A 24,032-nucleotide genomic window follows, 5' to 3' on the forward strand; every position below is an offset into this window, starting at 1 on the left:
GTGGTGGGAAGCGGTGAGTGGGGTTGATCTTTTCCACTTCCCACTCACCACTTCCCACTTTCTCTATTCGGAGACACGATGACCCATCCCACCCTTCACCCCCCCACCGACACCCAGTGGCCCCGCTGGGAGGTGTTCAAGCAGGACGCGCCGGGCCGGCCCCATCAGGCGGTGGGCACCGTTCATGCCGGTGACCCCGACCACGCCCTACTGACCGCGCGCAGCGTCTTTGTGCGCCGCCCCGCCGCCGTCAGCCTGTGGTGCGTGCGGGAAGCAGACCTGCTGACCGCCACCCCCGAAGAACTGAGCACCCATCCGGGGCTGCTGGACACCCCCGGCGAGGCGAGCATCTATCAGCTGGCCATTAAGCGCACGCACAAGCGGTCCATGACCTTCGTGGACGTGGTGGGCACCGCCGAGGCCACTGGGCCGGGCGACGCGCTGCGGCAGGCCCAGGCCGCCCACCCGGACGCCCTGGCCTGGCTGGTGTTTCCTGATGCAGCGGCTGTCCGCACAGACGACGACCCCGGCACCGTGGACAGCTGGTTTGCGCCGGCCAAGGAAAAAACCTACAAGCAGCAGCAGTTTTACGGCGTGATCGGCCGCCACATTGGGGAACTGAAGCGCGCGGGCCTGATGCCCGGCCGCGCCCCGACCGAGGAGCAGCCATGACCGCCGCTACAGAGGCCACCCTGACCCCAGCCCAGACGGCCGGCCTGATTCGGCGGCTGACCGCCCTGGCCGACGACGAGATCGTCCTGGCGCACCGGGGCGGCGAGTGGACCGGGCACGCCCCCATTCTGGAAGAGGACATTGCCCTGGCCAACATGGCCCAGGACGAACTGGGCCACGCTGGGCTGTACCTGGGGCTGCGCGCCGAGCTGGACGGCAGTGACGCCGACCGCCTGGCCTTTTTCCGGGACGCCGACGGGTACACCTGCGCCCGGTTTGTTGAGCTGCCGCGCGGCGACTGGGCCCTGACGATGCTGCGCCACTTTCTCTATGACACCTTCGAGGCCCTGTGGCTGGAGGCCGCCACGCGCAGCACCTACGCGCCGCTGGCCGCCGTGGCCGCCAAAGCGGTGCGTGAGGAGAAATTTCATGTGCAGCACACGGCCCTGTGGGTTGAGCGCCTGGCCCTGGGGACGCCCGAAAGCCTGCGGCGACTTCAGGCGGCCCTGGCCGAACTGTGGCCGCATGTGGGCCAACTGTTTCAGCCGGTGGACGGCGAAGCCGAACTGACCCAGGCAGGCCTGCTGCCAGACCTGGGCGCGGTGCAGGCCCGCTGGCAGGACCTCGTGGCCCGGCACCTGCACGGCAAATGCGGCCTGACCCTACCAGCGCTGCCTGCCGAGCAGGCGCCGCGCACTGTGCATACCAGTCACCTGGCGCCCCTCCTGGCCGAGATGCAGGCGGTGGCCCGCCAGCACCCGGACGCGGAGGTCTGGTAACCTCATGGCCGCCTCCCCTACGCCCGGCGCGGTCTGGCAGGCCCTGAACGCCGTTCCAGACCCCGAAATTCCGGTGGTCAGTATCACGGACATGGGCATGGTCCGGGACGTAACGGTGGACGGCGGCGGGCGCGTGCAGGTCACCTTTACCCCCACGTTCAGCGGGTGCCCGGCGCTGCACGTCATTCGGGACAGCATTGAGCAGGCCGTCAAGGAGCTGGGCGTGGCCGAGGTTGAAGTCAAAAGTACCCTGACCCCGCCCTGGACCACCGACTGGATCAACGAAGACGCCCGCGAGCGGCTGCGCCAGTACGGCATCGCGCCGCCTGCCCCAGCCGGCGAAGGGCAGCTGATTCAGCTGGAAGCCGAGCCGACCCGCTGCCCCCGGTGCAGCAGCTTTGACGTGCGCATGACCGCCAGCTTTGGCCCGACGCTATGCAAGCGCATGTACGTCTGCGACAGCTGCAAAGAACCGTTTGAAGGCTTCAAGAGCGTGTGACGGCAAAAGTCGGCGGACTTCATGATTGTTGAAATTAAGGCAATTTACTTATCTGACTTTTCAGACTTCTACACTTTCGTTCCTGACGACCCTGAACACTTTGCCGTGGAGCTTCGTGCAATGGTTGGCCCAGTAGGTGAGGAGTGGTCGGAGTCTTTTCGCTTCACAGCTTGTTCCCCGGGGTGGATTAAAGAGCAAATCGAGATCGAAGGTTTCATGTGGAGATGTGACCTCCTAATAGTGAACGACTATAACCGGTTGGAAATAAAACGAATCGCTGATAAGGCCATCTCCCGATGCATGGCTCCAAGTTGGCAAGAGGTAGCAGCGCAAATTTCACGTCGGACAAATTGGGAATTCGATACATACACTTGAGAATCCCCAATAACAACCCCTTACTGTTGAGGTTTATTTTTCATGACCCAATCCACCCTTCCCGAACTTCTTCGCCCCGCCTCTTACGTTTATGGGACGTGGCACAGCAATCCCGACGGGCAAACCCTCGTGGACGCCGTGTATGGCCGCCCCGTCGCCGTCATTTCCTCGGAAGGCATTGACTTCGCCCAGGCGCTGGCCTACGGGCGGCAACAGGCATCGGCGCTGCGGCGCCTGACCTTTCACCAGCGGGCGCGCGCGCTGAAGGCCCTGGGCACCTACCTGATGGAGCGCAAGGAAGCCTATTACGAACTCAGCGCCCTGACCGGCGCGACCCGCCGCGACTCCTGGGTGGATATCGAGGGCGGCATTGGCACCCTGTTTTCCTACGCGTCCGTGGCACGGCGCGACCTGCCCGACGAGCGCTTCTGGCCCGACGGCAAGGTCGAGCGCCTGGGCCGGGAAGGCACCTTTGTGGGCCGCCACCTGCTCGTGCCGCGCGAGGGCGTGACCGTGCAGATCAACGCCTTTAACTTTCCGGTGTGGGGCATGCTGGAAAAGTTTGCGCCCAGCTTCATTGCCGGGATGCCCAGCCTGGTCAAGCCTGCGCCGCAAACGGCGTATGTCACCGAGCGCGTGGTGCGCGACATGCTGGCCTCGGGGCTGCTGCCCGAAGGGGCGCTGCAGCTCGTGACCGGCGACCCCGGCGACCTGCTGGACCATGTCGAGGAGCAGGATGTGGTGGCCTTTACCGGCTCGGCGGCCACGGCGGCCAAGCTGCGGGTTCACCCCAATGTGGTGGCGCGCAACGTGCCGTTTAACACCGAGGCCGACAGCCTGAACGCTTCGGTGCTCGGCCTGAGCGTCAAGCCTGAGGACCCCGAATTTGCACTGTTCGTACGTGAGGTCGCCCGCGAGATGACCGGCAAGGCAGGCCAGAAATGCACCGCCATTCGCCGGGCCATCGTGCCGGGTCATCTGGTGGAGGCCGTGACCGAGGGGCTGCGCCGCGAGCTGGCCAAAGTGACCCTGGGCGACCCCGCCCGCGACGACGTGCGCATGGGCGCCCTGGTCAGCGTGGAGCAGCGCGAGCGGGTGCGCGAGACCCTCGTCAGGTTGCAGCAGGAAGCCCGCATCGTCATCAGCGGCGAGGCCCAGCTGCTGGGGGGCGACCGCGAGAAGGGCGCCTTCCTGGACCCCACGGTGCTGCTGTGCGACTCGCCGCTGACCGCGAAAGGACCGCATGAACTTGAAGCCTTCGGGCCAGTGGCGACCCTGCTGCCCTACGAGTCGCTGGACGACGCTGTTCAGCTGGCCAAACTGGGGCGCGGCTCGCTGGCAGGCAGCATAGTCACGCACGACCGCGCCGAGGCCACCGAGCTGGTGCTGGGAATGGCCAGCACCCACGGCCGCCTGCTGGTCCTGAACCGCGAGAACGCCAAGGAGAACACTGGCCACGGCTCACCGTTGCCGCAGCTCAACCACGGCGGCCCCGGCCGGGCGGGCGGCGGCTCGGAACTGGGCGGGCTCTCGGCGGTGCGCCATCACATGAACCGGCTGGCGGTGCAGGCCGACCCCACCACCCTGGCGGCCATCACGCACGAATATGTGCCCGGCGCGCAGGTGCAGGAGGACGGCACCCACCCCTTCCGCAAGACCTTCGACGAGATTGAGGTGGGCGACAGCCTCCTGACCCACCGCCGCACCGTGACCGAGGCCGACATCGTGAACTTCGCCAATGTGTCGGGCGACCACTTTTACGCCCATGTGGACGAGATTGGCGCGCGCGAGGGCATCTTTGGCAAGCGGGTGGCGCACGGCTACTTCCTGCTGTCGGCCGCTGCCGGGCAGTTCGTGTGGCCCGCACCAGGGCCAGTGCTGGCGAACTACGGCCTGGAAGGGCTGCGGTTTATAGAGCCAGTGGGCATCGGCGACACCATCCGCACCCGCCTCACCTGCAAGCGCAAGATTCGCAAGGACCTGCGCCCAGATGAAACCCGCCCGACAGGCGTGGTGGAGTGGCGAGCGGAAATCACCAACCAGGATGGCGCGCTGGTCGCCACCTACGACATCCTGACGCTGGTGGAGCGCGCGCGCGACGAGTTTGATCCGCCTGCTGACACGCTAAGCGCCTGAATGCCCGAAGACGCGCGCGGCGAGTTGCAAGATGGCCGCTTTGATTTCCGGGCGCAGAAGGATGGCCGGGTGGTCGTGTCGTGGTACGGCCGCCCCGTCACCACCCTGGCTGGCCGGGACGCCGAGCGGTTTCTGGCGCGCGTGGCTGGGCTGGACGACCACGCCGCGCAACTGGTCATGGCCCGCGTGACTGGCAACTTCAAGCGCGGCAACGAGAGGGGCCGAGGCTGATACAGCTTCAGGTTTGACCCGATTGGAATGATTCGCAGAGCGGCGCAGCAGAGGAAAAAAGGGTCGGCTGTCCAGAAACTGGCCCTGCCAAGGGCCGAAGGCGGGGAAATTGCCGGATGCTCCGAAGCTGCCCGGAACCTGTTTTTTGCTGCTCGCTCAGCTCGGCTTTAACCGTTTTTGCAAGCAACTGAATCGGCAGCCGTCTCCGCCTGTTGTTCCCAGAGAAGTACCGTGCCCGGCCCAGCGGGTCTTCTACGCTCAGGCATGACCCTCATCACTGGACTAGACCATGTGCTGCTGGAAATGCCTGCGGGCGGCGAGCCGGCGGCGCGTGCGTTTTACAGCGGCCTGCTGGGCCTTCAGGAGGTGCCCAAACCTGTCGCCTTGCAGGCGCGGGGCGGCGTCTGGTTTGCCCTACCTGACGGGCGCCAGGTGCATCTGGGCGTGACACCGGACTTCGTGCCGCGTCTCAAGGGGCACCTGGCTTTGCGGTGCCGGAACCTGGCGGCCTTTGCCGCGCACTGCGCTGCCCAGGGCGTGCCCACCCGCGCCGATGCCGAAGGCGGCGTGCCGCGCGTGTTCCTCCACGACCCTTTTGGCAACCGGCTGGAAGTGCTTGAGGGCTGAGCGCAACTGTGTGCCACCTCTCCCCCGTTGGGGCACCGGCTGGTGGGCTAGACACCCCCTGGCCACGCCGTAGGATGAGCCATGATGGCCGCCCCCAGCCCGGTGCCGCCGCCTCTTCAGGGGCGCGTGGGCCGCGTCAAGGGCTGGGCGCTGCGCCTGATGTTCGTGGGCGGCGGCCTGGGCGCGCTGCTGACCCTGCTGCTGCCGACCCACCAGGCACCGGACCTGTGGGCAGGCCGGGTCCTGTTTCTGCTGACCGCCCTGTGTGGGCTTGGGGCGGCGGCACTGACCTGGCGACAGCCGGGTGTGCTGCGTAGCGAACGCTTTGACACCCTGTTCATGCTGCTGGGCAACTTCTGCACCCTGACCTCCGCGCTGGGCGAGACGCTGCTGTTCGGCAGCCACTTCGCCGCGCAGGTGGCGCTGTGGCCGATGGTCTTTGCCGCCGGCTTCCTGAGCCGCGCGCTGCTGCGCTGGCAGGTGGCCCTGAGCCTGCTGACGCTGGGCTTGCTGGCCAGCACGCGCCAGCTGCTGCTGCCGGGCGCCGAGCGCTGGTGGCTGGAAGCCGTCGTGCAGGCGGTGCCGGTGGTGGTCACGGGTCTGACCGTCAGTTTCTTTCGCCGCGCCGCCGAGGACGAGGCCCAGGAACTGCTGCACCTGGGCCGCACCGACCCCCTGACTGGCCTGCTGAACCGCCGGGCACTGCACGCCGAGTTCGAGGGCTCGCTGACGCGCGTGCCAGCCGGACACCGGGTTGCGGTCGTCATGCTGGACCTGGACCACTTCAAGGCCATCAACGACCGCCATGGGCACCGGGTCGGGGACGAGGTGCTGCGCTGCTTTGCCGGGGTGCTGCGGGCGCACGCCGACACCCACGACCTCCTGGTGCGGGTAGGCGGCGAGGAGTTCGTGTGGCTGACCGCCGGGCCGACACTCGAAGGCGTGCTGCACCGTGTGGAGCAGGCGCGCGCCGCCCACACTGCCCACCCCGATGGCCGCGCGGTCACCGTGAGCGCTGGTGTGGCCCACGGCGAGGTGGCCGAGGTGGAGGGCAGCCACCTGCAACTGCTGTTGGACCGGGCCGACGCAGCCCTGTACGCCGCCAAAGCGGCCGGCCGCAACGGCGTGCAGGTGCATGGTCTGGCCGCACCCTGAAGCCGTTTTTTAGTTGCTGTGACCGGACTGAAGGCTCTGCAGCCCAGCTCTATTCACGCGCTCGGTCGTCTTGATGACCCCTGCTCTTGGCCTGCCCGTGTCACCACTGCCGGGGAAACGGTGCGGTCAGCATTCATCTGAGATCCCCGACCGTCACCCGGCGGCGTGCCAGCCTCTCCTTTGACCGCAGCAGCACTTCACCGCCTGTACTGGCCAGCTCTGCGGCCAGCTCTCCCTTGAGAAAAGGCCGAACCAACACAGCCGCCTCTGGAAGACGGATAAAGTGTCGCGCATGGACTACCGCAACCTCGGCAAAAGTGGCCTGAAAGTCAGTGAAGTCGCCCTGGGCGGCTGGGAAACCTACGGCATCAACGAGGACGCCTCAAAGATGGTGCGTGAGATCGTCACGGCGGCCTACGAGGGCGGCGTCAATTTCTTTGACCAGGCCGATATTTACGCGCGTGGCCGCAGCGAGGAACTGATGGGCGCGGCGCTGCGCGAGTTTCCCCGGCACACCCTGGTGATCTCCAGCAAGGTGTTCTGGCCCATGAGTGACGATGTCAACGACCGTGGCCTGAGCCGCAAGCATGTGCTGCACAGCATTGACGGCACCCTGAAGCGCCTGGGCACCGATTACCTGGACATCTACTTTGCCCACCGCTATGACCCCGATGTCCCCATGGAAGAAATCGTGATGGCCTTTGACCAGGTCATTCGTGACGGCAAGGCGCTGTACTGGGGCACCTCCATGTGGCCGGCCGCGCGCATCGCCCAGGCCGTCGAATTTGCCCGCGCCAACGGCCTGCACGCCCCCGTGACCGAGCAGCCCGAATACTCGATGGTGCGCCGCGAACGGGTGGAAGGCGAGATTCTGCCCTACACCGAGGGCGCTGGGGTGGGCCTGGTCGTCTGGAGTCCTCTGGCAATGGGCCTGCTGACCGGCAAGTATGACGACGGCAAGCCTGAGGGCGCCCGCCTGACCGAGAAAGAAAACTGGGGCAAGAACTTCCTGACCGACGACAACATTCAGAAAGTGCGTGATCTTAGGCTCATCGCCGACGATCTGGGCATCACCCGCGCGCAGCTGGCCCTGGCCTGGATTCTGCGCCAGCCGGGCGTCAGCAGCGTAATTACCGGGGCCACCAAAACCAGCCAGATTCAGGACACGGTGAAGGCGGCCGGTGTGCGGCTGAGCAGTGATGTGCTGGAGCAGATTGAGACGATTCTGAAGCGCTAGACGGACAGGAAGTGGGGAGTAGGAAGTAGAGGAATCATTTCAGGGACGGTTCAACTCGGTGCCCTGGAGGTGGCTTTCCAAGCGCTGCCTTCTCCCTACCCCAGCCCCCGAGCCTTTCCCATTTCCTCCTGCCTACTCCCCACTTCCCTTACCCAGGCGGATGCACCTGGTTGCGCCCGGCCCGCTTGGCGCGGTACAGGTGGTCGTCAGCAGCATGCAGGGCGGCAGGCAGACGTTCGGGACGCTCGACGGCGTAGCCCACGCTGGCGGTCAGGTTCATGCTGGGCAGCAGCGCCGACCACTCGTGCGCCTCGACGGCCTGGCGGCAGGCTTCGGCCAGCGCCTGGGCCTGCCCCGGCGCGCGGATGGGCGCCACCAGCACAAACTCCTCGCCGCCGTAGCGGCCCACCAGGGTGCCGGGCCGGGCCTGGGCCGCCACCTGCGACAGCAGCCTGGCCACCACCTGCAGCACCCGGTCGCCGTGGGTGTGCGAGAAGCGGTCATTGACGCTCTTGAAATGGTCTATGTCCACGAACACGGCGGCCAGCAGCGACCAGCCGGCCAGGGCGCTGCCCTCTTCCTGACGGCGCAGCAGTTGCATGCCTTCTTCCAGGCCGCGCCGGTTCAGCACGCCGGTCAGGGCGTCTTGGCGGGCCAGCCGCTCGGCGCGGCGCAGGCGGTCCTGCCAGGAACTCGCGTCGGCGCGGGCCTGCCGCAGCTCCTGGTCCAGGTGCTGGTGGTGCAGCGCCGCCTCGCCCATGTGGTGCAGCGCCGCCTGGGCACTGTCCAGGGCTTCCCGCGCCGCGCCCAGGGCGGCGGCCAGCTGACCCTGGCGCTCATGCAGCGCACTGACCGACTGGAGGATCAATTGGGTGTCGAGGTGACGGCGCTGGGCGCGCACGATCTCCAGGGCGGCGCTGTACTCGGCCAGCGCGCCCGCAGGGTCACCCTGGGCGTCCAGCACCTCGGCCAGCGACAGGTGCGGCTCGGTGTAGAGGCGCTGCTGGGTGTGCTGGCTCAGGTCGGCGCTGCGGCAGGCGGCGGCCCGCGCGCCGTCCAGGTCACCTTGCAGGAGCAGCAAAGCCGAACGGTGGGCGGCGCACAGCAGTTCGGTGGTCAGGTTGGGCACAGCCCGCAGGGCCGCGTCGGCGGCGCGCAGCACCATCAGGCCCTGCGCAGCGGCCTGCTGCTGGGCCTCGGCGCGCCCCAGGGCCCGCGCCTGCCGCGCCAGCGTCACGTAGGCGTGGGCGCGGTTCTCGTGCAGGTAGGGCCAGAGGTCGTTTTGCAGGGGCGCGTCCTGCCGGTGAATGTGTTCCTCCAGCACGTTCAACTGGTGCAGCGCCCCCTTAGCGTCCCCCCGCAGGTTGGCCAGCCACGCCAGGTTAATCAGGGCGTTGCCGTAGTCCTGGGGACTGCCAGCACTTTGCGCTGCGTCCAAGGCGTCGTTCAGGTCCTGGGCGGCGCCGCTCCACTGCCCGCTGACAATCTGGGTCAGGGCGCGGTTGTTCAGCACCGCCGAACGCAGGTCCATCAGGCCGTGTTCCTCGGCTAGGGTCTGGGCGCGCGACACAACGTCATGGGCGCGCGCGGGCTGCCCCAGGCTGGCACTCACGTACCCCAGGCCCACCAGAGCCAGCACCGCCGCGCGCGGCGAGTCGGCGCGCAGGGCCTCGTCCAGCGCGGCCTCCCCCAGGGTCAGCGCACCGCTAGGGGTCGTGTCGCGCACGGCACGGGCCAGGGCCACTAGGGCCAGGGCACGGGCCTCGCCAGGGGGCGCCGCATGCAACTGCTCGGTCAGGTGAGCGGGCGTGTCAGGGGGCAGCACGTCCCACAGCGGCGTCTGTGCCTGGGCCGGCCTGGGCTGGGTCTTGGGGTCGCAGGCCGCCGGCATCCCTCCTATTCTCCACGCCCAGTCCAGCAGAACCCTGAAAAAGGTCTCAGTGTCTAGTGGGGGAACTGGGGGGGGTCGGGGCCAGCCAGCGGTCCCCTGCAAAAGGAGGACGCGGCCGGACTAGGCACACGCCTATGCTGACAAGAGTGAATGCCATCGAAACGCAGGACCTCCGCAAGGCCTACCGGGGCCGGGCGGTGGTGGACGGCCTGAATCTGACTGTGCCACAGGGCGAGGTCTTCGGGTTTCTGGGCCCCAACGGCGCCGGCAAAAGCACCACCGTCAAGATGTTGCTGGGCCTGGTGAAGCCTACGGGCGGCGCACTGCAGGTCCTGGGCGGGCGACCCCAGAGCCCCCAGATCCGCGCCCAGCTAGGCTTTTTGCCCGAGCAATTCCGATTTCAGACCTGGATGACGGGCGAGGAGTTTCTGCGGTTCCACGGCCGCCTGGCGGGCCTGAGGGCTGACGAACTGCGCCGCCGGGTGCCCGAGGTGCTGGAAACCGTGGGTCTGGGTGGGCGCGGCGGCGAGACCCTGGGCGGCTACAGCAAGGGCATGCTTCAGCGCGCCGGTCTGGCCGGGGCCATTCTGGCGCGGCCCCGGCTGGTCTTTCTGGACGAGCCCACCAGCGCCCTGGACCCCATTGGCCGGGTGGAGGTGCGCGAGATTATCGAGCGGCTGCGCGCCGACGGGGTGGCGGTTTTCCTGAATTCTCACCTGCTGGCCGAGGTGGAGCAGGTCTGTGACCGCGTGGCTTTTGTCAAGCGCGGCCGGGTGCTTCAGCAGGGCAGCATGCGCGACCTGATGGGCGGGGTACTGCCAGTCGATATCCGGGTGTCGCATCTGCCATCAGGGCTGCTGGACACCCTGCGGGGGCTGGGCGAGGTCCGGCACACCGACACGAACACGCCCGGCCGCGCCGACCTGGAACTGTGGCTGAGCGGCGAAGACGTTCTGCCTGCCGTGGCCGACGCCCTGCACGCGGCGGGCGCACGCCTGTATGCCCTCAGTCCTCGCCGTCCCGACCTGGAAACAATGTTTCTGGACCTCATTGAAGACACGCCCGAGCGCCGCCGCCGCGCCGCCCAGGAGGCCGCCCGTGCGTAATGTCCTGCTGATGGCCGAACTCTCGCTGCGCGAGGCCACCCGCAAGCGCCTGGTCAGCGTGCTGCTGCTCCTGAGCGCGGCCTTTCTGGGCTTCTTTCTCTACGGTGTGTACCGCCTGGACCTGACGCTGGACCAGCGCGCGTTGGACGCCGGCCTGGACGGGCGCAGCCTGACAGGGGCGTCCAATGCCCCCGTGATCTATGCCGCCCTGTTTGGCATGTACCTGGTGTACTTCCTGGGGTCTCTGATGGCTGTGCTGTCCACGGTGGGGGCCGTCAGCGGCGACATCGAAAGCGGCGTGATGCAGAGCGTCATTGCGCGGCCCGTCACCCGCGCGCAGCTGGTTGCCGGACGCTGGCTGGGGTTTGCCGCGGTCAATGTCGTGTATGTGGCCCTGCTGTCGGCCGGACTGCTAGGAGGCATCTACGCCATTACCGGCTACCTGCCAGACGGCGCCCTGCCGGCGGCGGCCCTGCTGCTGCTGGCGGTGGCCCTGCTGACCGCCCTGACGGTGCTGGGCAGCACCCTCTTTACCACCCTGGCCAACGGCATTGGCGTTTTTGTGCTGTACGGCGTGGGCTTTACCGGCGGGATTCTCAGCGCTATCGGTGGCCTGGCCGCCACCCCTACGCTGACCACTCTTGGCCGCGCTGCAAATACCTTGATGCCCACCAACGCCCTGTGGCTGGGCGCCAGCTATCACCTTCAGCCGCCTTTTTTGCGTCAGGTGGGCGAGATGACGCGCGGCGCCAACCCCTTTTTCAGTGCCGACCCGGTGGCGCCGGCGCTGGTGGGCTGGGCTGTGGTCCTGACTCTGCTGGCGGTGGCCGGCGCCATGTGGCGCTTCAGCCAGCGGGATTTGTAGGCGGCTGAGAGTAGAGATGGTCGTCTGTGGCATGTCCCGCCGGAGAGCGTCAGTCTGCCAAGTTCATGCCCTGCACCCTACTCGTGCCGCCTTCCAAGTCCTTTCCACTTCAGTCCCTGCTGGAGAGCGGCTAGAACCGTATTCCTCTGCATGCAAGGCAGGAGAAGAGATCCATCACTTTCACTTCAACCGCTAGCCCGTCGCCTCGACCTATTTCTCCCAAAGTTGCCCAGAGCTTTCCTCATTGGCTCTGGGCTGTGCTCCACACCACACGTCACAGCCCCGTGGTTGGCTGAGGCGTCCTCATCCGCCATTAATCACCTTAGCCAGCTGCCCTCCACTCTCGAACCACAGCGCACCTTCGGGCGTTACGGTCAGGGCGCGGGGCCCGGTCGGGGCCGCCGCCGGCACTGGCAAGAATGCTCCAGAGGACGCCCCGGCTGGCACACGCAGCAGGGTTGCGCGGCTCTGGTCAGCCACCCAGAGCGTGCCACTGGCCGTCACAGCCAGGGCGCTGGGCCGGGTGCCGGCTGGCAGGGTCAGGCTGCGCTGGGCGCCGCTGTGGGGCTCCAGATTCCACACAGCGCCGGTGCGGGTCTCGGTGAACCAGAGGGTGCCGTCAGGGGCCGCGTGCAGGGCTTCAGGCACACTGACATTGGCTGTCCCGACCGGGTAGGCGCGGGTCTGGCCAGTCACCGGCGAAAAGGCCACCACAGCCGGGGCCGTGCCGCGCCGGGTGTAATACAGCGTGCCGTCGGGGGCGCTGACCAGGGTCTCGGGCAGGCCGCCTTCGACCTCCTGCCGCCGCACGGCGCCGCTGACCGGGTCCAGGCTCAGCAGGGCAGCCTGCCCGTAAGCCGTGAACCACACCCGGCCGTCCGGCGCTGGCGTCAGATGGTTCAGGGTGTCGGTGGTGCCGGCCGCAAAGCGGGTAACCTGACCGTTCGCCTCCCGGCGCAGCAGGAAGCTGCCCGCACTGGTGACGCCACGCACCGCCACCCAGACCTCGGCGCCGCGCGTGGCATGGCTGGTAATGGCCTCGAAGCCCTGAAGCGCAAAGGGCAGCAGGGTGACCGTCTGGCCCGCCACCAGCCGCAGGCTATGCCGCCGCTCCTCCTCGGCGTTGGCCGGGGCGCGCAGCAACACGCCGCCCGGCGCCGCCACACCTGCCGCCGCCACGTAGGGCGCCGCGCCGCCCAGCGACTGAAGTTGAAGTTCGGCCAGCGGCACAGTCACCCGCGCCGCCGGGCTACCGCCGACGCTGACACTCAGGGTCACCAGACCAGCGCCGCGCCCTGTCACCGCCAGAGCGACCAGACTGTCGGGGCCATCGGCCACCGGAGGACCGGGCGTGACCGTGACGCCAGCCGGCGTGCTGTCGACCGTGACCCGCAGAGCCGCTGGCACCACGCGGCTGAGCCGCAGCCGGCCACTGGTGGGGACGTCCCCACTGACTGGCAATTGCTCGGTGAGGGCGGTGACATCCCCAGTGACGGGCTGGGCCGAACTGCCTGGTGCCGAGGAACCGCAGGCCACCAGCAGCACTGTCCCCAGCAGGAGGGCGGCAGACAGTGAGGTCAGGCGTCGCTTCATGCCTCCTATTTCACTCCGCCTGGGATGGCCGCCGTCTGACGCGGAGTTGACCCGGCGTTCATCGTCGGTCCTGTTCCGAGGCTCGCCTCTGTCAAAGTCTTACAACTGCACTGTGACAAGACAGGGGCGCCCGATACTCCGTGGGACCAGCGGCCCACCGTCATAAGGAAGAGAAAATAACGTTCTACACGCATATTTTAGCCACGAGAAGAAGACGGACGGTCATCACCCTTGCCTCTGCCAACGGCTGACCACTTCGCATTAAAAACAACCGCTGGGCGCAGGTTTTTCATCTTAATGCAATCTGAGTTTGGGGTGCCGTGACGCTTTCGTGAGAGGGCAGTGCGTAAGGTGAGCGCTATGGAACCGACCCTGTTGCTCTGCGCGCTGATTGCCCTCACCTCGGGCCTGCACTTTGGCCGCCGCTTCGCACAGGCGCACCGGGCCGGTGGCGCCTTCCTGCTGCCCGCCCTGGCGCACGGCGCGGTCTCCAGCGCTCTCATTCTGCTGGCGACCCTGCTGGACCCCACACCCAGCCGCTGGCTGTGGGCGGCTGTCGCGGCCGTCAGCCTGAGCGGCATGGCCATCGGCGCCCTGCGGCCCGAGCGCGCCCCAGCCCAGCCCAAGACCCTGACCCTGACCCCCTCGGCCAACGCCGAGGTGACGGCCCAGGCCCCCGCCGCCTGAAGCCCGTCAGTCCTGAGCGCGGCCCCACCATAGGGGCCGCGCTCCTGCTTTGGGTGGACGCGGCGGCAGGGCCTGAGAGCGTAAGCTGGGCACCAGAGGACGCATGCCATGAGTCAACCCCGCCGCACCCTGAACACCCTGATTCGCCTGGGCCGCGCCCTGCGCGAGCCTGACCCTCAGGACGACGCGCCGGCCAGCCCACTGCGCGCCGCGCGGCAGGCCGCTTCGGCCCTGGTCACGCCGGCAGTGCAGGGGGCGGCCGGACGCCTGAAAACGGGCGCGCGCGGCCTGCGTGATCAGGCCCAGGCCCGCGCCGACAGCCGGCTAGAGCAGCTGCTTGACGAGCGCCGCGCGGGCCAACCCGGTGACCCCGAAACCCTGGCCGCCCTGGCCGCGCGCCGCGCTGCCCGTGAAGCGCGCGCCGCCCAGCTCCGGGCCCGCGAAACCCTGCTGGGCCAGGCCCAGACCCCAGAGCAGCGCCAGGTGCTGCGCGCTGTGGTTGCCGTGACCCCCTGGGCAGGCGGCGAGGCTGGCACGCTGCGTTACACCGAACTGCTGGACCGCCTGGCCCCCGGCGGTGGCGCGGGACACGAAATGGCCGTTCACCGCGCCCTCTGGACGCTGGCTGAGCAGCACATTCTGGCGGTGTCGCCCCACGGTGAAGTCACCGCCGTCCGGCCTGGGCCACTCCTGGCCCTGCCTTCCAGTCAGCGCTGAAGCGCGGCCAACTCATGAATTCGTCTGTACCTGCCCGCCACGTCTCTGTCACGGGGGTGCGACACACTGAGGAATATGTCGAGAGCCTTTGTAAAAGAAGACGAGGGCGAGCGCTGGCAGGCGCCTCCGCCGCTGCGCGCCTACCGCATCCTGTGGCCTGGTGACCTGGGCCGCCCACCCGAAGTCGTGAAAGAAACTGATGACCTTCTGGACGCCCTGCGCTGGCTAAGGGGCCGGGACCGCTCGAACTTCGAACTGCGCGACGGGCAGGGTGTGCTGCTGGCGACAGCCAGCTGAGGAAGCGAGGGGCGGAAGACAGCAGACCGCCAGCGCGTGTACCCCTGGTCTCTGACTGTGCGCCATGTGCTGGCAATCGTCTCCTGTGCAATTGACGGTCAACAAGCGCCATCATTTGCTCCATTGATCGCAGAACCCAGAGTGACTGAGGGTTTCTCTCTCAATTACCTGAGCGCAAACGAGGGCAGTGTGCCCAAGAGACAGAAATGGAGTTGAGGGGAAGTGTTGGCTGAAGGGCGGCATTTGCCGCTGCCGTGAGGCTGCCCATTCGTCGCATGAGTTCCCTTACCGCGCCGCTTCGCAAGTTCGTTCACCCCAGCAGAGTTGAGGGCCATATCCCTTCAAGCTGTTGGGGCTTCTTATAACTTTCGAGCTGCTGGCGCCTGATGCCGTTCACGTCCCTTGACCAGAAGCGGCATCCGCAGGGCCTGACCGCTAGCCCTGAGGTTCCTCGGCCGTCCAATCGCCTTCGAGTGTGAAGCGCACCGTGCCCGCCAGGGTCTGCCCAGGCGCCAGGACGCGCAGGTCTACCCCGCCGACGCCACGTGCGGCCAGATTGAACGCGTCGGTGGCGTGCGACACCGGCTCTAGCGCCAGGCTGCCGTCGGGCGCTGTAAAGACGACCAGATGCGAGTACACGTTGTCGGCTGTCAGCACAATGGCCTGCTCCCCCCAGTCCAGGCGGGCGGTGCCGTCCCAGGCGGTATAGGCGGCGTCAATCTGACGCGGCCCCACCGCACGCGGCTGGCGGTAATCCTCGGCTGCCTGAAGCGGACGGGCGGCCCCCGTCGGCAGCAGATCGGCGCCGGTGTCGTAAATCAATTCGGCCCCCACTTCCAGGGTGGGGTCAGGCCCGCCCCCCACCTGCCGCGCAAAATACGGATGCAGGCCCAGCCCGGCGGGCATAGGTCGCGTGTCGGCGTTGGTCAGCGTCACTGTCGTGTCAAGGTGCAGCCCGTGCAGGCGGTACTCCACCGCCGCCGTAAAGGCCCAGGGCCAGTTCATATCGGCAAAGGTGCGGCTGTCGAAAGCGGCGCGTAGATGGGCCTCTGACTGCGTCTCCAGCTGCCACGGGCGGTTACGCACGTCGCCGTGCTGGGCCAGGCCGCCCCCTGTGTTGGGCTGTAGCACCACCTCCTCGCCCCCAAAGGGAAACCGGGCGCCACGAATGCGGTTGCTATAAGGCAGCAGGGTAAAACTGGCGCAGTTGCTGCTCTTGTGCACGTCGGCCAGCGCCACAGGCCGCAGCACAGGCCGCCCCGAGGTCGCCCGCAGATTCAGGACACTGGCGCCCAGCTCTGGCAGCACCTCCAGGGTCAGGGCCTCGCTGCGCAGTGTGACCACCGGGCCAGGGTCACTCATGGGCGGCCCCGCGTGATCTCGAAGAGCAGAATCCCTGCCGCCACCGAGGCATTCAGGCTCTGCACCTGCCCACGCACCGGAATACTGACCAGGGCGTCGCACTTTTCGCGCACGAGGCGCCGCATGCCCTCGCCCTCGGCGCCAATCACCAGCGCAACGGCGCCGCTGAAATCCAGCCGCCGCACGTCCTCAGCAGCCTCGCCAGCCGCGCCATACACCCAGACCCCTTCTTTTTTCAGGGCGTCCATCAAGCGTGGCAGGTTCTTGGTCTGGGCCACTGGCAGGTAAGAGGTGGCCCCGGCCGCCGTCTTGGCCACCACAGGCGACAGAGGCGCACTGCGGCGTTCTTCCACCACCACACCGTGGGCCCCCAGCACCTCGGCGCTGCGGATGATGGCGCCAAAGTTACGCGGGTCGGTGATACCGTCCAGCAGAACGATCAGCAGCGGTTCGCCACGCTTTTCAGCCAGGTCGAGAATATCGTCCACCTCAGCCCAGGCCAGTTCCTCGACTTCGGCCAGCACCCCCTGGTGGGCGGTGGTGCCGGCCAACTGATCCAGTTCTATGCGGGGAGCAAACCGCAGGCGCACGCCCGTCGCCTTGAGCTGCGCCACAAAAGCGTCCTCGACCCCACGCGCCACCAGGACCTCGCTGACGCGGCCCCCCTGTAACGCTTCCAGCACCGGATTCCGCCCGTACAGCAACATAGGGGGCAGTGTACCTGGGCTGGGAAGTGGGGAGTAGGTTGTGGGCAGTGAAAAAAGCAAAGGAGACCGGGTTGTTGCTCCGGCCTCCCTCTAACGAGAATCCATGTGGCTTACTCGGCTGCCGGCACCACGAAGGCGGCGCTGTCGTAATAGGTGCGGAAGGCCGTCACCTTGCCGTCCTGAAGGTCAATCAGGCTGACGCCCCGGTAGGCGATGTCACGCCCGCCCTTCAGCTGACCTGTGGCCTCCCACTCCATCAGGCCCAGGCCGCTGGCCTCCTGACTGCGTGAGAACTCGCTGTGAATCTGGTCAAAGTTGTCTAGGTACGTCTGCCAGAAGTCGCGGGCGCCGTCCAGCCCCTGCCAGCTGTGCGCGCTGAGATTGCGCAGCGTGACCCCCTCGGCATGTAAGGCCAGCAGATCGTCAAGCTGCCCGGACGCCTCGGCATTTTGCAGGGCGGCCATGAAGGCCTGGGTGGTGCCGCTGTCGTTTGCACTCGTCATGCGGCCCAGCACATCACCCGCAGCATAGCCAGAGGGTAGGCCCTGACACTCGTTGAAGAACGGGTAAAGGACCGGCCAGGACTGGGTGAGGACGGCAGGCAGCAAGAAGCCGCCTCAGTCAACTGATGAGACGGCCAGATCTTGACGCTTTAGCGCGGCAGGGCCGTGACGCCCATCAGCGCTTCGTCTATGGCGCGCGCCGCCTGGCGGCCCTCGCGGATGGCCCAGACGACCAGGCTCTGGCCCCGGCGCATGTCGCCGGCGGCATACACGCCCGGCACGTTGGTCGCGTAGCCGCTGGCTTCGTCGGTTCCAGCCTGAGCGTTGCCCCGCGCGTCCTTGTCCACGCCAAAGGCGTCCATGACGCTGCCCACTGGACTGACAAAGCCCATCGCCAGCAGCACGAGGTCGGCCTTGTGGACGGTCTCGCTGCCTTCGACCTCCTGCAACTGGCCCTCACGCAGCTCCAGGCGCACGGTTTTGACCCCTGTTACCTTACCGCCCTTGCCGATAAATTCCTTCGTGGCAATGGCAAATTCACGCACAGCGCCTTCCTCATGGCTGGTGCTGGTGCGCAGCTTTAGGGGCCAGTACGGCCAGACCAGTGGCTTGTTTTCCTGCTCGGGAGGCTGGGGCATGACTTCAAATTGGGTCACGCTGGCCGCGCCGTGGCGGTTGCTGGTGCCCACGCAGTCACTGCCGGTGTCGCCGCCGCCGATCACCACCACATGCTTGCCTTCAGCCCGCAGCTGCTTTTTCAGCTTGTCGCCTGCGGTGACACGGTTTTGCTGCGGCAGAAATTCCATCGCAAAGTGCACGCCGTCCAGTTCGCGCCCCGGAACCGGCAGGTCGCGCGGTTGCTCGGCGCCGCCGGCCAGCAGCACGGCGTCAAAGTCGGCGCGGAGCTCCTCGGGCGTCACCGTCTCCTTGCTCAGATTCGTCACGCGGCTGCCGTCGGGCCAGGCGCCTACCAGAACACCAGTGCGGAAGGTCACGCCTTCGGCCTGCAGCTGCTCCACGCGGCGGTCAATATGGTGCTTGTCCAGCTTGAAATCGGGAATCCCGTAGCGCAGCAGGCCACCTACACGGTCGTTTTTCTCGAACACCGTGACCGCGTGGCCGGCACGGGCCAGTTGCTGGGCAGCGGCCAGCCCTGCTGGCCCAGAACCAACCACGGCGACCTTCTTGCCCGTGGGTTGCGCGGGCAGCTGTGGTGCCACCCAACCCTCCTGCCAGCCCCGCTCGATGATCGCCAATTCGATGGATTTGATGCCCACCGCGTCGTCACTGATGTTCAGGGTGCAGGCGGCTTCACAGGGCGCAGGGCAGATGCGGCCCGTGAATTCCGGGAAGTTGTTCGTGGAGTGCAGGGTGTCCAGGGCGCTGCGCCAGTCGTCCTGATACACGAGGTTATTGAAGTCAGGAATGATGTTATTGACCGGGCATCCGCTGGTGCAAAACGGAATGCCGCAGTCCATACAGCGCGTGGCCTGCAAGCGGGCCTTGCCACTGTCCAGAGGCAGCAGAAACTCGTGATAGTGCCTCAGGCGGGCGTCCACCGGGGCGTACTGGTCTTTCACGCGCGGCTGCTCTAGAAATCCGGTGATTTTGCTCATGGAGTACTCCGTGGAATGCGGCGCGCGCCTGTCCCTAACGGCCTTTTGCCTTCAGCCAACTGCGTCATTTCGTCAGTGTGCCCTGACCGGCCACCTTCTGAGCGGGCTGGCCGGTCTGCAGAGAGGTGGTGTCGGCGGCCTGAACCGTGCCGTCTGTCAGCCGGCAGCGCTCCTGCAAGGCCCGCGCATATTCATGCGGCAGCACCTTCACGAACCGTTTGAGGGCTGCGTCCCAGTGGTCCAGCAGGTCGGAGGCGCGCTGAGAACCCGTCCACTTGTGGTGGCTTTCCAGCAGGGTGCGGAGGTGGGCTTCGTCGCTCTGACCGCCGTGCAGCGCCAGGGGCGTCTGGGCCAGCTGCTCGGCCTCGGGCAGAACCGGATGCAGGCCGACCATGCTGAGGTTGCAGCGCTGAGCGAACCGGCCGTCCACGTCGTACACGTAGGCCACGCCGCCGCTCATGCCCGCCGCGAAGTTGCGCCCCGTCTGGCCCAGCACGACCACCGTGCCGCCGGTCATGTACTCGCAGCCGTGGTCCCCGGTGCCTTCCACGACGGCAGAGGCTCCACTCAGGCGCACGCCGAAGCGCTCCCCCGCCACACCCCGGAAAAAGGCCTCGCCGCTGGTCGCGCCGTAGAGCACCGTGTTGCCCACGATGATGTTCTCCTCGGCCTTGCCCCGGAACTCGATGCTGGGCCGCACCACCACGCGCCCGCCCGACAGGCCCTTGCCGGTGTAATCGTTGGCGTCACCGATCAGGTACAGGGTCAGCCCCGGCGCCAGAAACGCGCCGAACGACTGGCCGCCCGTGCCTTCCATCTGCACGAACACGGTGTTGTCGGCCAGGCCCTCGGGGCGCACCCGCACCAGCTGACCCGACAGCATGGCCCCCACGCTGCGGTTGACGTTGCGCGCGTCTTGCAGAAAATGAACCTTCTCGCCGCGTTCAAAGGCTGGACGGCACTTTTCGATGAGGGTGAGGTCCAGGGCCCCTTCCAGCCCATGTTCCTGGGCGTGCAGATGGCGGGTGCCCACCTCTTCGGGCACCTCGGGGCGGTAGAACACGCGGCTGAAGTCCAGGCCCTGCGCCTTCCAGTGCTCAATGCCCCTCCGGGTGTCGAGCAGGTCGCTGCGACCAATCAGGTCGTCCACCTGACGGATGCCCAGACTGGCCATCAGCGCGCGCACTTCCTCGGCCACGAAGAAAAAGTAGTTGATGACATGCTCGGGCTTGCCGGTAAATTTGGCGCGCAGCACCGGGTCCTGGGTCGCCACGCCCACAGGACAGGTGTTCAGGTGGCACTTGCGCATCATGATGCAGCCCTGGGCGACCAGCGGAGCGGTGGCAAAGCCGAATTCATCGGCGCCCAGCAGGGCGGCCACCACCACGTCGCGGCCCGTCTTGAGCTGCCCGTCGGTCTGCACGCGCACCCGGTCGCGCAGGCGGTTGAGCACCAGCGTCTGCTGCGCCTCGGCCAGGCCGAGTTCCCAGGGGCTACCAGCGTGCTTGATGGAACTCCAGGGGCTGGCCCCAGTGCCGCCGTCGTGCCCGGCAATCACGATGTGGTCGGCCTTGCACTTCGCTACCCCCGCTGCCACCGTTCCCACTCCAATCTCCGACACCAGTTTCACCGAGATGTCGGCGCGCGGGTTGACATTCTTCAGGTCGTGGATAAGCTGCTTGAGGTCTTCAATGGAATAGATGTCGTGGTGAGGCGGCGGGGAAATCAGGCCCACGCCCGGCACACTGTGGCGCAGAAAGCCGATGTATTCGCTGACCTTGCCGCCGGGCAGCTGACCGCCTTCTCCGGGCTTGGCCCCCTGCGCCATCTTGATCTGAATCTGGTCGGCTGAAGCCAGGTAGGTCGTGGTCACGCCAAAGCGGCCCGACGCCACCTGCTTGATCTTGGAGCGCAGGCTGTCGCCGGCTTGCAGCGGGTAGTCCACAGCCACGCGACTGTCCCCGAGCAGGGAGGCCAGCGTGTGCCCCTCCTCCAGCGTTTCACCGCGCATCTCGCGCTCGTAGCGGGCCGGGTCCTCACCGCCCTCGCCCGTGTTGCTCTTGCCGCCGATGCGGTTCATGGCGACCGCCAGGGTGGTGTGGGCCTCGGTCGAAATAGACCCCAGACTCATGGCCCCGGTGGCAAAGCGCTTGACGATCTCGCTCGCGGGCTCTACTTCTTCCAGCGGTACGGGGGTGACGCCTTCGGTCTTGAATTCAAAGAGGCCGCGCAGGGTCATGTGCCGCCGGCTCTGGTCGTTGATCAGGCGGGCGTATTCCTCGTAGGTCCCCGCCGAGCCGCTGCGAACGGCGTGTTGCAGCTTCGCCACCGAATCCGGCGTCCACAGGTGATCTTCCCCGCGCACGCGCCAGGCATACTCACCGCCCGCGTCCAGGTGATGGGCCAGCGTGGGGTCGGCGCTGAAGGCGGCGCGGTGGTTGCGGGTCGCTTCCTCGGCCACCTCGAAAATGCCGATGCCGCCGACCTGGGTGGGCGTGCCGTAAAAATACTTGCCCACGAAGTCGGCCTTCAGCCCAATCGCTTCGAACAGCTGCGCGCCGCTATAGCTCATGTAGGTGCTGACGCCCATCTTCGACATGATCTTGCTCAGGCCCTTGCCAATCGCCTTGATGTAGTTGCGAATGGCCTTGTGGGCGTCCACCCCGGCCAGGCTGGGCATGCCGGGTACGTCGGTGTGCAGGTTGATCAGGGTTTCCAGGGCCAGGTACGGGTGAACGGCTTCGGCGCCGTAACCGGCCAGCGCGGCAAAATGATGCACCTCGCGGGCGTCGCCGGTTTCGACGACCAGGCCCGTAGTCATGCGCAGTCCGGCCTTGACGAGGTGGTGGTGTACGCTACTCAGCGCCAGCAGCGAGGGAATCGCCACGCGGTCGCGGTCCAGGCGGCGGTCGGTCACGATGATGATGTTGTGACCGTTCTCCAGTGCGTCCACCGCGCGGGCGTTGATGGTCGCCAGTTTGGCTTCTATGCCGCGCGGGCCCCAGTCGGCGGGGTAAGTGATGTCCAGTTCATACGCCTTGAACTTGCCGCGCGTGTGTTCACCGATGGTGCGCAGGCGGGCCATGTCGTCAAAATCCAGGATGGGCTGCTCGACTTCCAGGCGCAGCTGCGGGTTGACCGCATTCACGTCCAGCAGGTTCGGGCGCGGGCCCACGAACGACACCAGACTCATGACCACGGCCTCGCGGATAGGGTCAATCGGCGGGTTGGTCACCTGGGCGAATAGCTGCTTGAAATAGCTGTACAGCGGCTTGTTTTTGCCCGACAGCACGGCCAGCGGGCTGTCATTGCCCATAGATCCAATGCCTTCCTCGCCGCTGAGCGCCATCGGCCCCAGCAGGAACTTCAGGTCTTCCTGGGTGTAGCCAAACGCCTGCTGGCGGTCCAGCAGCGACTCGCGGAACTGACCCACGGTGCCGGTTTCCTCAGAGTCGTCCAGGCGAAAGCGGGTGTTTTCCACCCACTGCGCGTAGGGCCGCGCCGAGGCGAACTGCATCTTCAGTTCGTCGTCCTCAATAATTCGGCCCTGTTCCAGATCAATCAGGAACATGCGGCCCGGTTGCAGGCGCCACTTCTTGACAATCCGGCTTTCGGGGATGGGCAGCACCCCCGATTCGGACGCCAGAATCACGAGGTCGTCGCGCGTCTGCACGTAGCGCGCGGGGCGCAGGCCGTTGCGGTCCAGGGTGGCGCCGACCTGCCGTCCGTCCGTAAAGACCATCGCGGCGGGGCCGTCCCAGGGCTCCATCATGGACGCGTGGTACTCGTAAAAGGCGCGGCGGCGCGGGTCCAGGCCAGTGTTGCCTTCCCAGGCTTCGGGAATCATCATCATGGCCGCGTGCGCCATGGGGTAACCCGCCAGGGTCAGCAGCTCCAGCGCGTTGTCGAACGTGGCGGTGTCGGACTCGCCCTCAAAGGAAATCGGGTAGAGCTTTTTCAGGTCGTCGCCCAGCACGGGAGACACCATGATCCCTTCACGGGCCCGCATCCAGTTGAAGTTGCCCTTGACGGTGTTGATCTCGCCGTTGTGGGCCACCATGCGGTACGGGTGCGCCAGCGGCCATTCGGGAAAGGTGTTCGTCGAAAAGCGCTGATGCACCAGGGCCAGCGCCGAGGTCACGCGCTCGTCTTGCAGGTCCAGGTAGTATTCGCCCACCTGATTGGCCAGCAGCAGACCTTTGTAAATCACTGTGCGGCACGACATGGACGGCACGTAATATTCCGCGCCGTGGGTGAAATTCAGGGCACGAATGGCGTTCGATGCCCGGCGGCGAATCACATACAGCTTGCGCTCCAGAGCGTCGGGCACCAGAGTATCGGCGCCCGCACCAATGAACACCTGCCGGATGACGGGTTCTTTCTCGCGCACCGCAGGGCTCATGGGCATCTCGGCACTGACTGGCACGTCGCGCCAGCCCAGCACCAGCTGCCCTTCTGCGCGAATGGCGCGTTCCAATTCCTGCTCACAGGCCCGGCGCGAGGCGATTTCCTTGGGCAGAAAGATCATGCCCACGCCGTAGTCGCCGGGGCGCGGCAAGGTGACGCCCTGCTTGCTCAACTCGGCGCGGTACAACTCGTCGGGAATCTGAATCAGGATGCCGGCCCCGTCACCCATCAGGGGATCGGCGCCCACCGCGCCCCGGTGGTCCAGGTTTTCCAGAATCTTCAGGCCCTGGGCGATGATGCTGTGACTGCGCACGCCCTTGATGTGCGCCACCATGCCCACGCCACAGGCGTCGTGCTCCTGCGCGGCGTACAGGCCCTGGGCGCGCGCTTGCTGCAGCTCCTGTGGGCTCGGTGGGGTGTGCGGCACTGCCTCCGGCGTCACCCGGTTGTCTGTTCGGTTCATGTGGACACTCCCCTCTGGCGTAAAACGTGCCTGCAGGGTGCAGGCTGTTAGAATCACGATACAGACAGATGCATGTCTATGCAGGCCCGTTGTTTATAACGGGTCTA

Annotated in this window: 21 protein-coding genes; 14 read left to right on the plus strand and 7 right to left on the minus strand. The window is 66.8% G+C overall.

Features of this window, described 5'->3' with window-relative positions; genetic code table 11:
* Nucleotides 1–78: 78 nt before the first annotated feature.
* The 9 genes from K7W42_RS13445 (at nucleotide 79) to K7W42_RS13485 (ending at nucleotide 7,711) form a co-directional block, all read left to right on the plus strand.
* Entirely contained in the window at nucleotides 79–672 is a 594-nt protein-coding gene (locus K7W42_RS13445; protein ID WP_224575307.1) for a phenylacetic acid degradation protein, read from the plus strand.
* On the plus strand, nucleotides 669–1,451 hold the full coding sequence (paaC, locus tag K7W42_RS13450; protein ID WP_224575308.1) for a 1,2-phenylacetyl-CoA epoxidase subunit PaaC: 783 nt from the start codon (nucleotides 669–671) through the stop codon (nucleotides 1,449–1,451). The genes K7W42_RS13445 and paaC overlap by 4 nt, the downstream gene beginning before the upstream one ends.
* Before the next feature lie 4 nt (nucleotides 1,452–1,455).
* On the plus strand, nucleotides 1,456–1,950 hold the full coding sequence (paaD, locus tag K7W42_RS13455) for a 1,2-phenylacetyl-CoA epoxidase subunit PaaD (RefSeq protein ID WP_157459965.1): 495 nt from the start codon (nucleotides 1,456–1,458) through the stop codon (nucleotides 1,948–1,950).
* A 21-nt stretch (nucleotides 1,951–1,971) separates the two neighbouring features.
* Nucleotides 1,972–2,325: an Imm8 family immunity protein gene (locus tag K7W42_RS13460; protein ID WP_224575309.1), complete on the plus strand. Its 354-nt coding sequence runs from the start codon at nucleotides 1,972–1,974 to the stop codon at nucleotides 2,323–2,325.
* Nucleotides 2,326–2,367: 42 nt separating this feature from the next.
* Nucleotides 2,368–4,461 carry a phenylacetic acid degradation bifunctional protein PaaZ gene (gene paaZ, locus K7W42_RS13465; protein WP_224575310.1) on the plus strand — a complete coding sequence of 698 codons (2,094 nt, stop codon included), beginning with the start codon at nucleotides 2,368–2,370 and terminating at the stop codon, nucleotides 4,459–4,461.
* Nucleotides 4,462–4,692, plus strand: coding sequence for a hypothetical protein (locus tag K7W42_RS13470; protein ID WP_224575311.1), 231 nt, complete (start codon nucleotides 4,462–4,464; stop codon nucleotides 4,690–4,692). It begins immediately after the preceding gene.
* 264 nt (nucleotides 4,693–4,956) lie between these two features.
* Nucleotides 4,957–5,319: a VOC family protein gene (locus K7W42_RS13475; protein WP_224575312.1), complete on the plus strand. Its 363-nt coding sequence runs from the start codon at nucleotides 4,957–4,959 to the stop codon at nucleotides 5,317–5,319.
* Between the two features lie 81 nt (nucleotides 5,320–5,400).
* Nucleotides 5,401–6,474, plus strand: a complete 1,074-nt coding sequence (locus tag K7W42_RS13480) for a GGDEF domain-containing protein (protein WP_224575313.1) — start codon at nucleotides 5,401–5,403, stop codon at nucleotides 6,472–6,474.
* Between the two features lie 292 nt (nucleotides 6,475–6,766).
* Nucleotides 6,767–7,711, plus strand: a complete 945-nt coding sequence (locus K7W42_RS13485) for an aldo/keto reductase family protein (protein ID WP_224575314.1) — start codon at nucleotides 6,767–6,769, stop codon at nucleotides 7,709–7,711.
* Nucleotides 7,712–7,859: 148 nt separating this feature from the next.
* On the opposite strand, the gene K7W42_RS13490 is transcribed toward K7W42_RS13485, so the two are convergent.
* Nucleotides 7,860–9,602 (minus strand): GGDEF domain-containing protein, encoded by a 1,743-nt coding sequence (locus K7W42_RS13490; RefSeq protein WP_224575315.1) that lies wholly within the window; start codon nucleotides 9,600–9,602, stop codon nucleotides 7,860–7,862.
* 134 nt (nucleotides 9,603–9,736) lie between these two features.
* Here K7W42_RS13490 and K7W42_RS13495 point away from each other — a divergent pair, with 134 nt between their 5' ends.
* The gene (locus K7W42_RS13495; protein ID WP_224575317.1) at nucleotides 9,737–10,708 is read left to right on the plus strand and encodes an ABC transporter ATP-binding protein; all 972 of its coding nucleotides are present in this window, start codon (nucleotides 9,737–9,739) and stop codon (nucleotides 10,706–10,708) included.
* Complete coding sequence (locus K7W42_RS13500) at nucleotides 10,701–11,573, plus strand: ABC transporter permease subunit (RefSeq protein ID WP_224575318.1); 873 nt, start codon at nucleotides 10,701–10,703, stop codon at nucleotides 11,571–11,573. Before K7W42_RS13495 ends, K7W42_RS13500 begins: the two co-directional genes overlap by 8 nt.
* A gap of 303 nt (nucleotides 11,574–11,876) precedes the next feature.
* Here K7W42_RS13500 and K7W42_RS13505 read toward each other — a convergent pair whose 3' ends face one another.
* Nucleotides 11,877–13,166, minus strand: a complete 1,290-nt coding sequence (locus K7W42_RS13505; RefSeq protein WP_224575319.1) for a Vgb family protein — start codon at nucleotides 13,164–13,166, stop codon at nucleotides 11,877–11,879.
* Between the two features lie 360 nt (nucleotides 13,167–13,526).
* On the opposite strand from K7W42_RS13505, the gene K7W42_RS13510 reads away from it, so the two are divergent.
* From K7W42_RS13510 to K7W42_RS13520, 3 genes are all read left to right on the plus strand, one after another.
* On the plus strand, nucleotides 13,527–13,853 hold the full coding sequence (locus K7W42_RS13510; protein ID WP_224575320.1) for a hypothetical protein: 327 nt from the start codon (nucleotides 13,527–13,529) through the stop codon (nucleotides 13,851–13,853).
* A gap of 108 nt (nucleotides 13,854–13,961) precedes the next feature.
* Nucleotides 13,962–14,570 carry a hypothetical protein gene (locus K7W42_RS13515; RefSeq protein WP_224575321.1) on the plus strand — a complete coding sequence of 203 codons (609 nt, stop codon included), beginning with the start codon at nucleotides 13,962–13,964 and terminating at the stop codon, nucleotides 14,568–14,570.
* A gap of 75 nt (nucleotides 14,571–14,645) precedes the next feature.
* A complete protein-coding gene (locus K7W42_RS13520) occupies nucleotides 14,646–14,867 on the plus strand; it encodes a hypothetical protein (protein WP_224575322.1) in 222 nt (73 codons plus the stop codon).
* 435 nt (nucleotides 14,868–15,302) lie between these two features.
* Here K7W42_RS13520 and K7W42_RS13525 read toward each other — a convergent pair whose 3' ends face one another.
* The 5 genes from K7W42_RS13525 to K7W42_RS13545 form a co-directional block, all read right to left on the minus strand.
* Complete coding sequence (locus K7W42_RS13525) at nucleotides 15,303–16,229, minus strand: aldose 1-epimerase (protein ID WP_224575323.1); 927 nt, start codon at nucleotides 16,227–16,229, stop codon at nucleotides 15,303–15,305.
* Nucleotides 16,226–16,936: a 23S rRNA (guanosine(2251)-2'-O)-methyltransferase RlmB gene (gene rlmB, locus K7W42_RS13530; protein WP_224575324.1), complete on the minus strand. Its 711-nt coding sequence runs from the start codon at nucleotides 16,934–16,936 to the stop codon at nucleotides 16,226–16,228. Before rlmB ends, K7W42_RS13525 begins: the two co-directional genes overlap by 4 nt.
* 110 nt (nucleotides 16,937–17,046) lie before the next feature.
* Nucleotides 17,047–17,439, minus strand: coding sequence for a nuclear transport factor 2 family protein (locus K7W42_RS13535; protein ID WP_224575325.1), 393 nt, complete (start codon nucleotides 17,437–17,439; stop codon nucleotides 17,047–17,049).
* Nucleotides 17,440–17,588: 149 nt separating this feature from the next.
* The gene (locus tag K7W42_RS13540; RefSeq protein ID WP_224575326.1) at nucleotides 17,589–19,055 is read right to left on the minus strand and encodes a glutamate synthase subunit beta; all 1,467 of its coding nucleotides are present in this window, start codon (nucleotides 19,053–19,055) and stop codon (nucleotides 17,589–17,591) included.
* Nucleotides 19,056–19,119: 64 nt separating this feature from the next.
* Nucleotides 19,120–23,925, minus strand: coding sequence for a glutamate synthase-related protein (locus K7W42_RS13545; protein ID WP_224575327.1), 4,806 nt, complete (start codon nucleotides 23,923–23,925; stop codon nucleotides 19,120–19,122).
* Nucleotides 23,926–24,032 lie beyond the last annotated feature (107 nt).

Origin of the sequence: Deinococcus betulae (assembly GCF_020166395.1) — a bacterium.
Classification (GTDB): domain Bacteria; phylum Deinococcota; class Deinococci; order Deinococcales; family Deinococcaceae; genus Deinococcus; species Deinococcus betulae.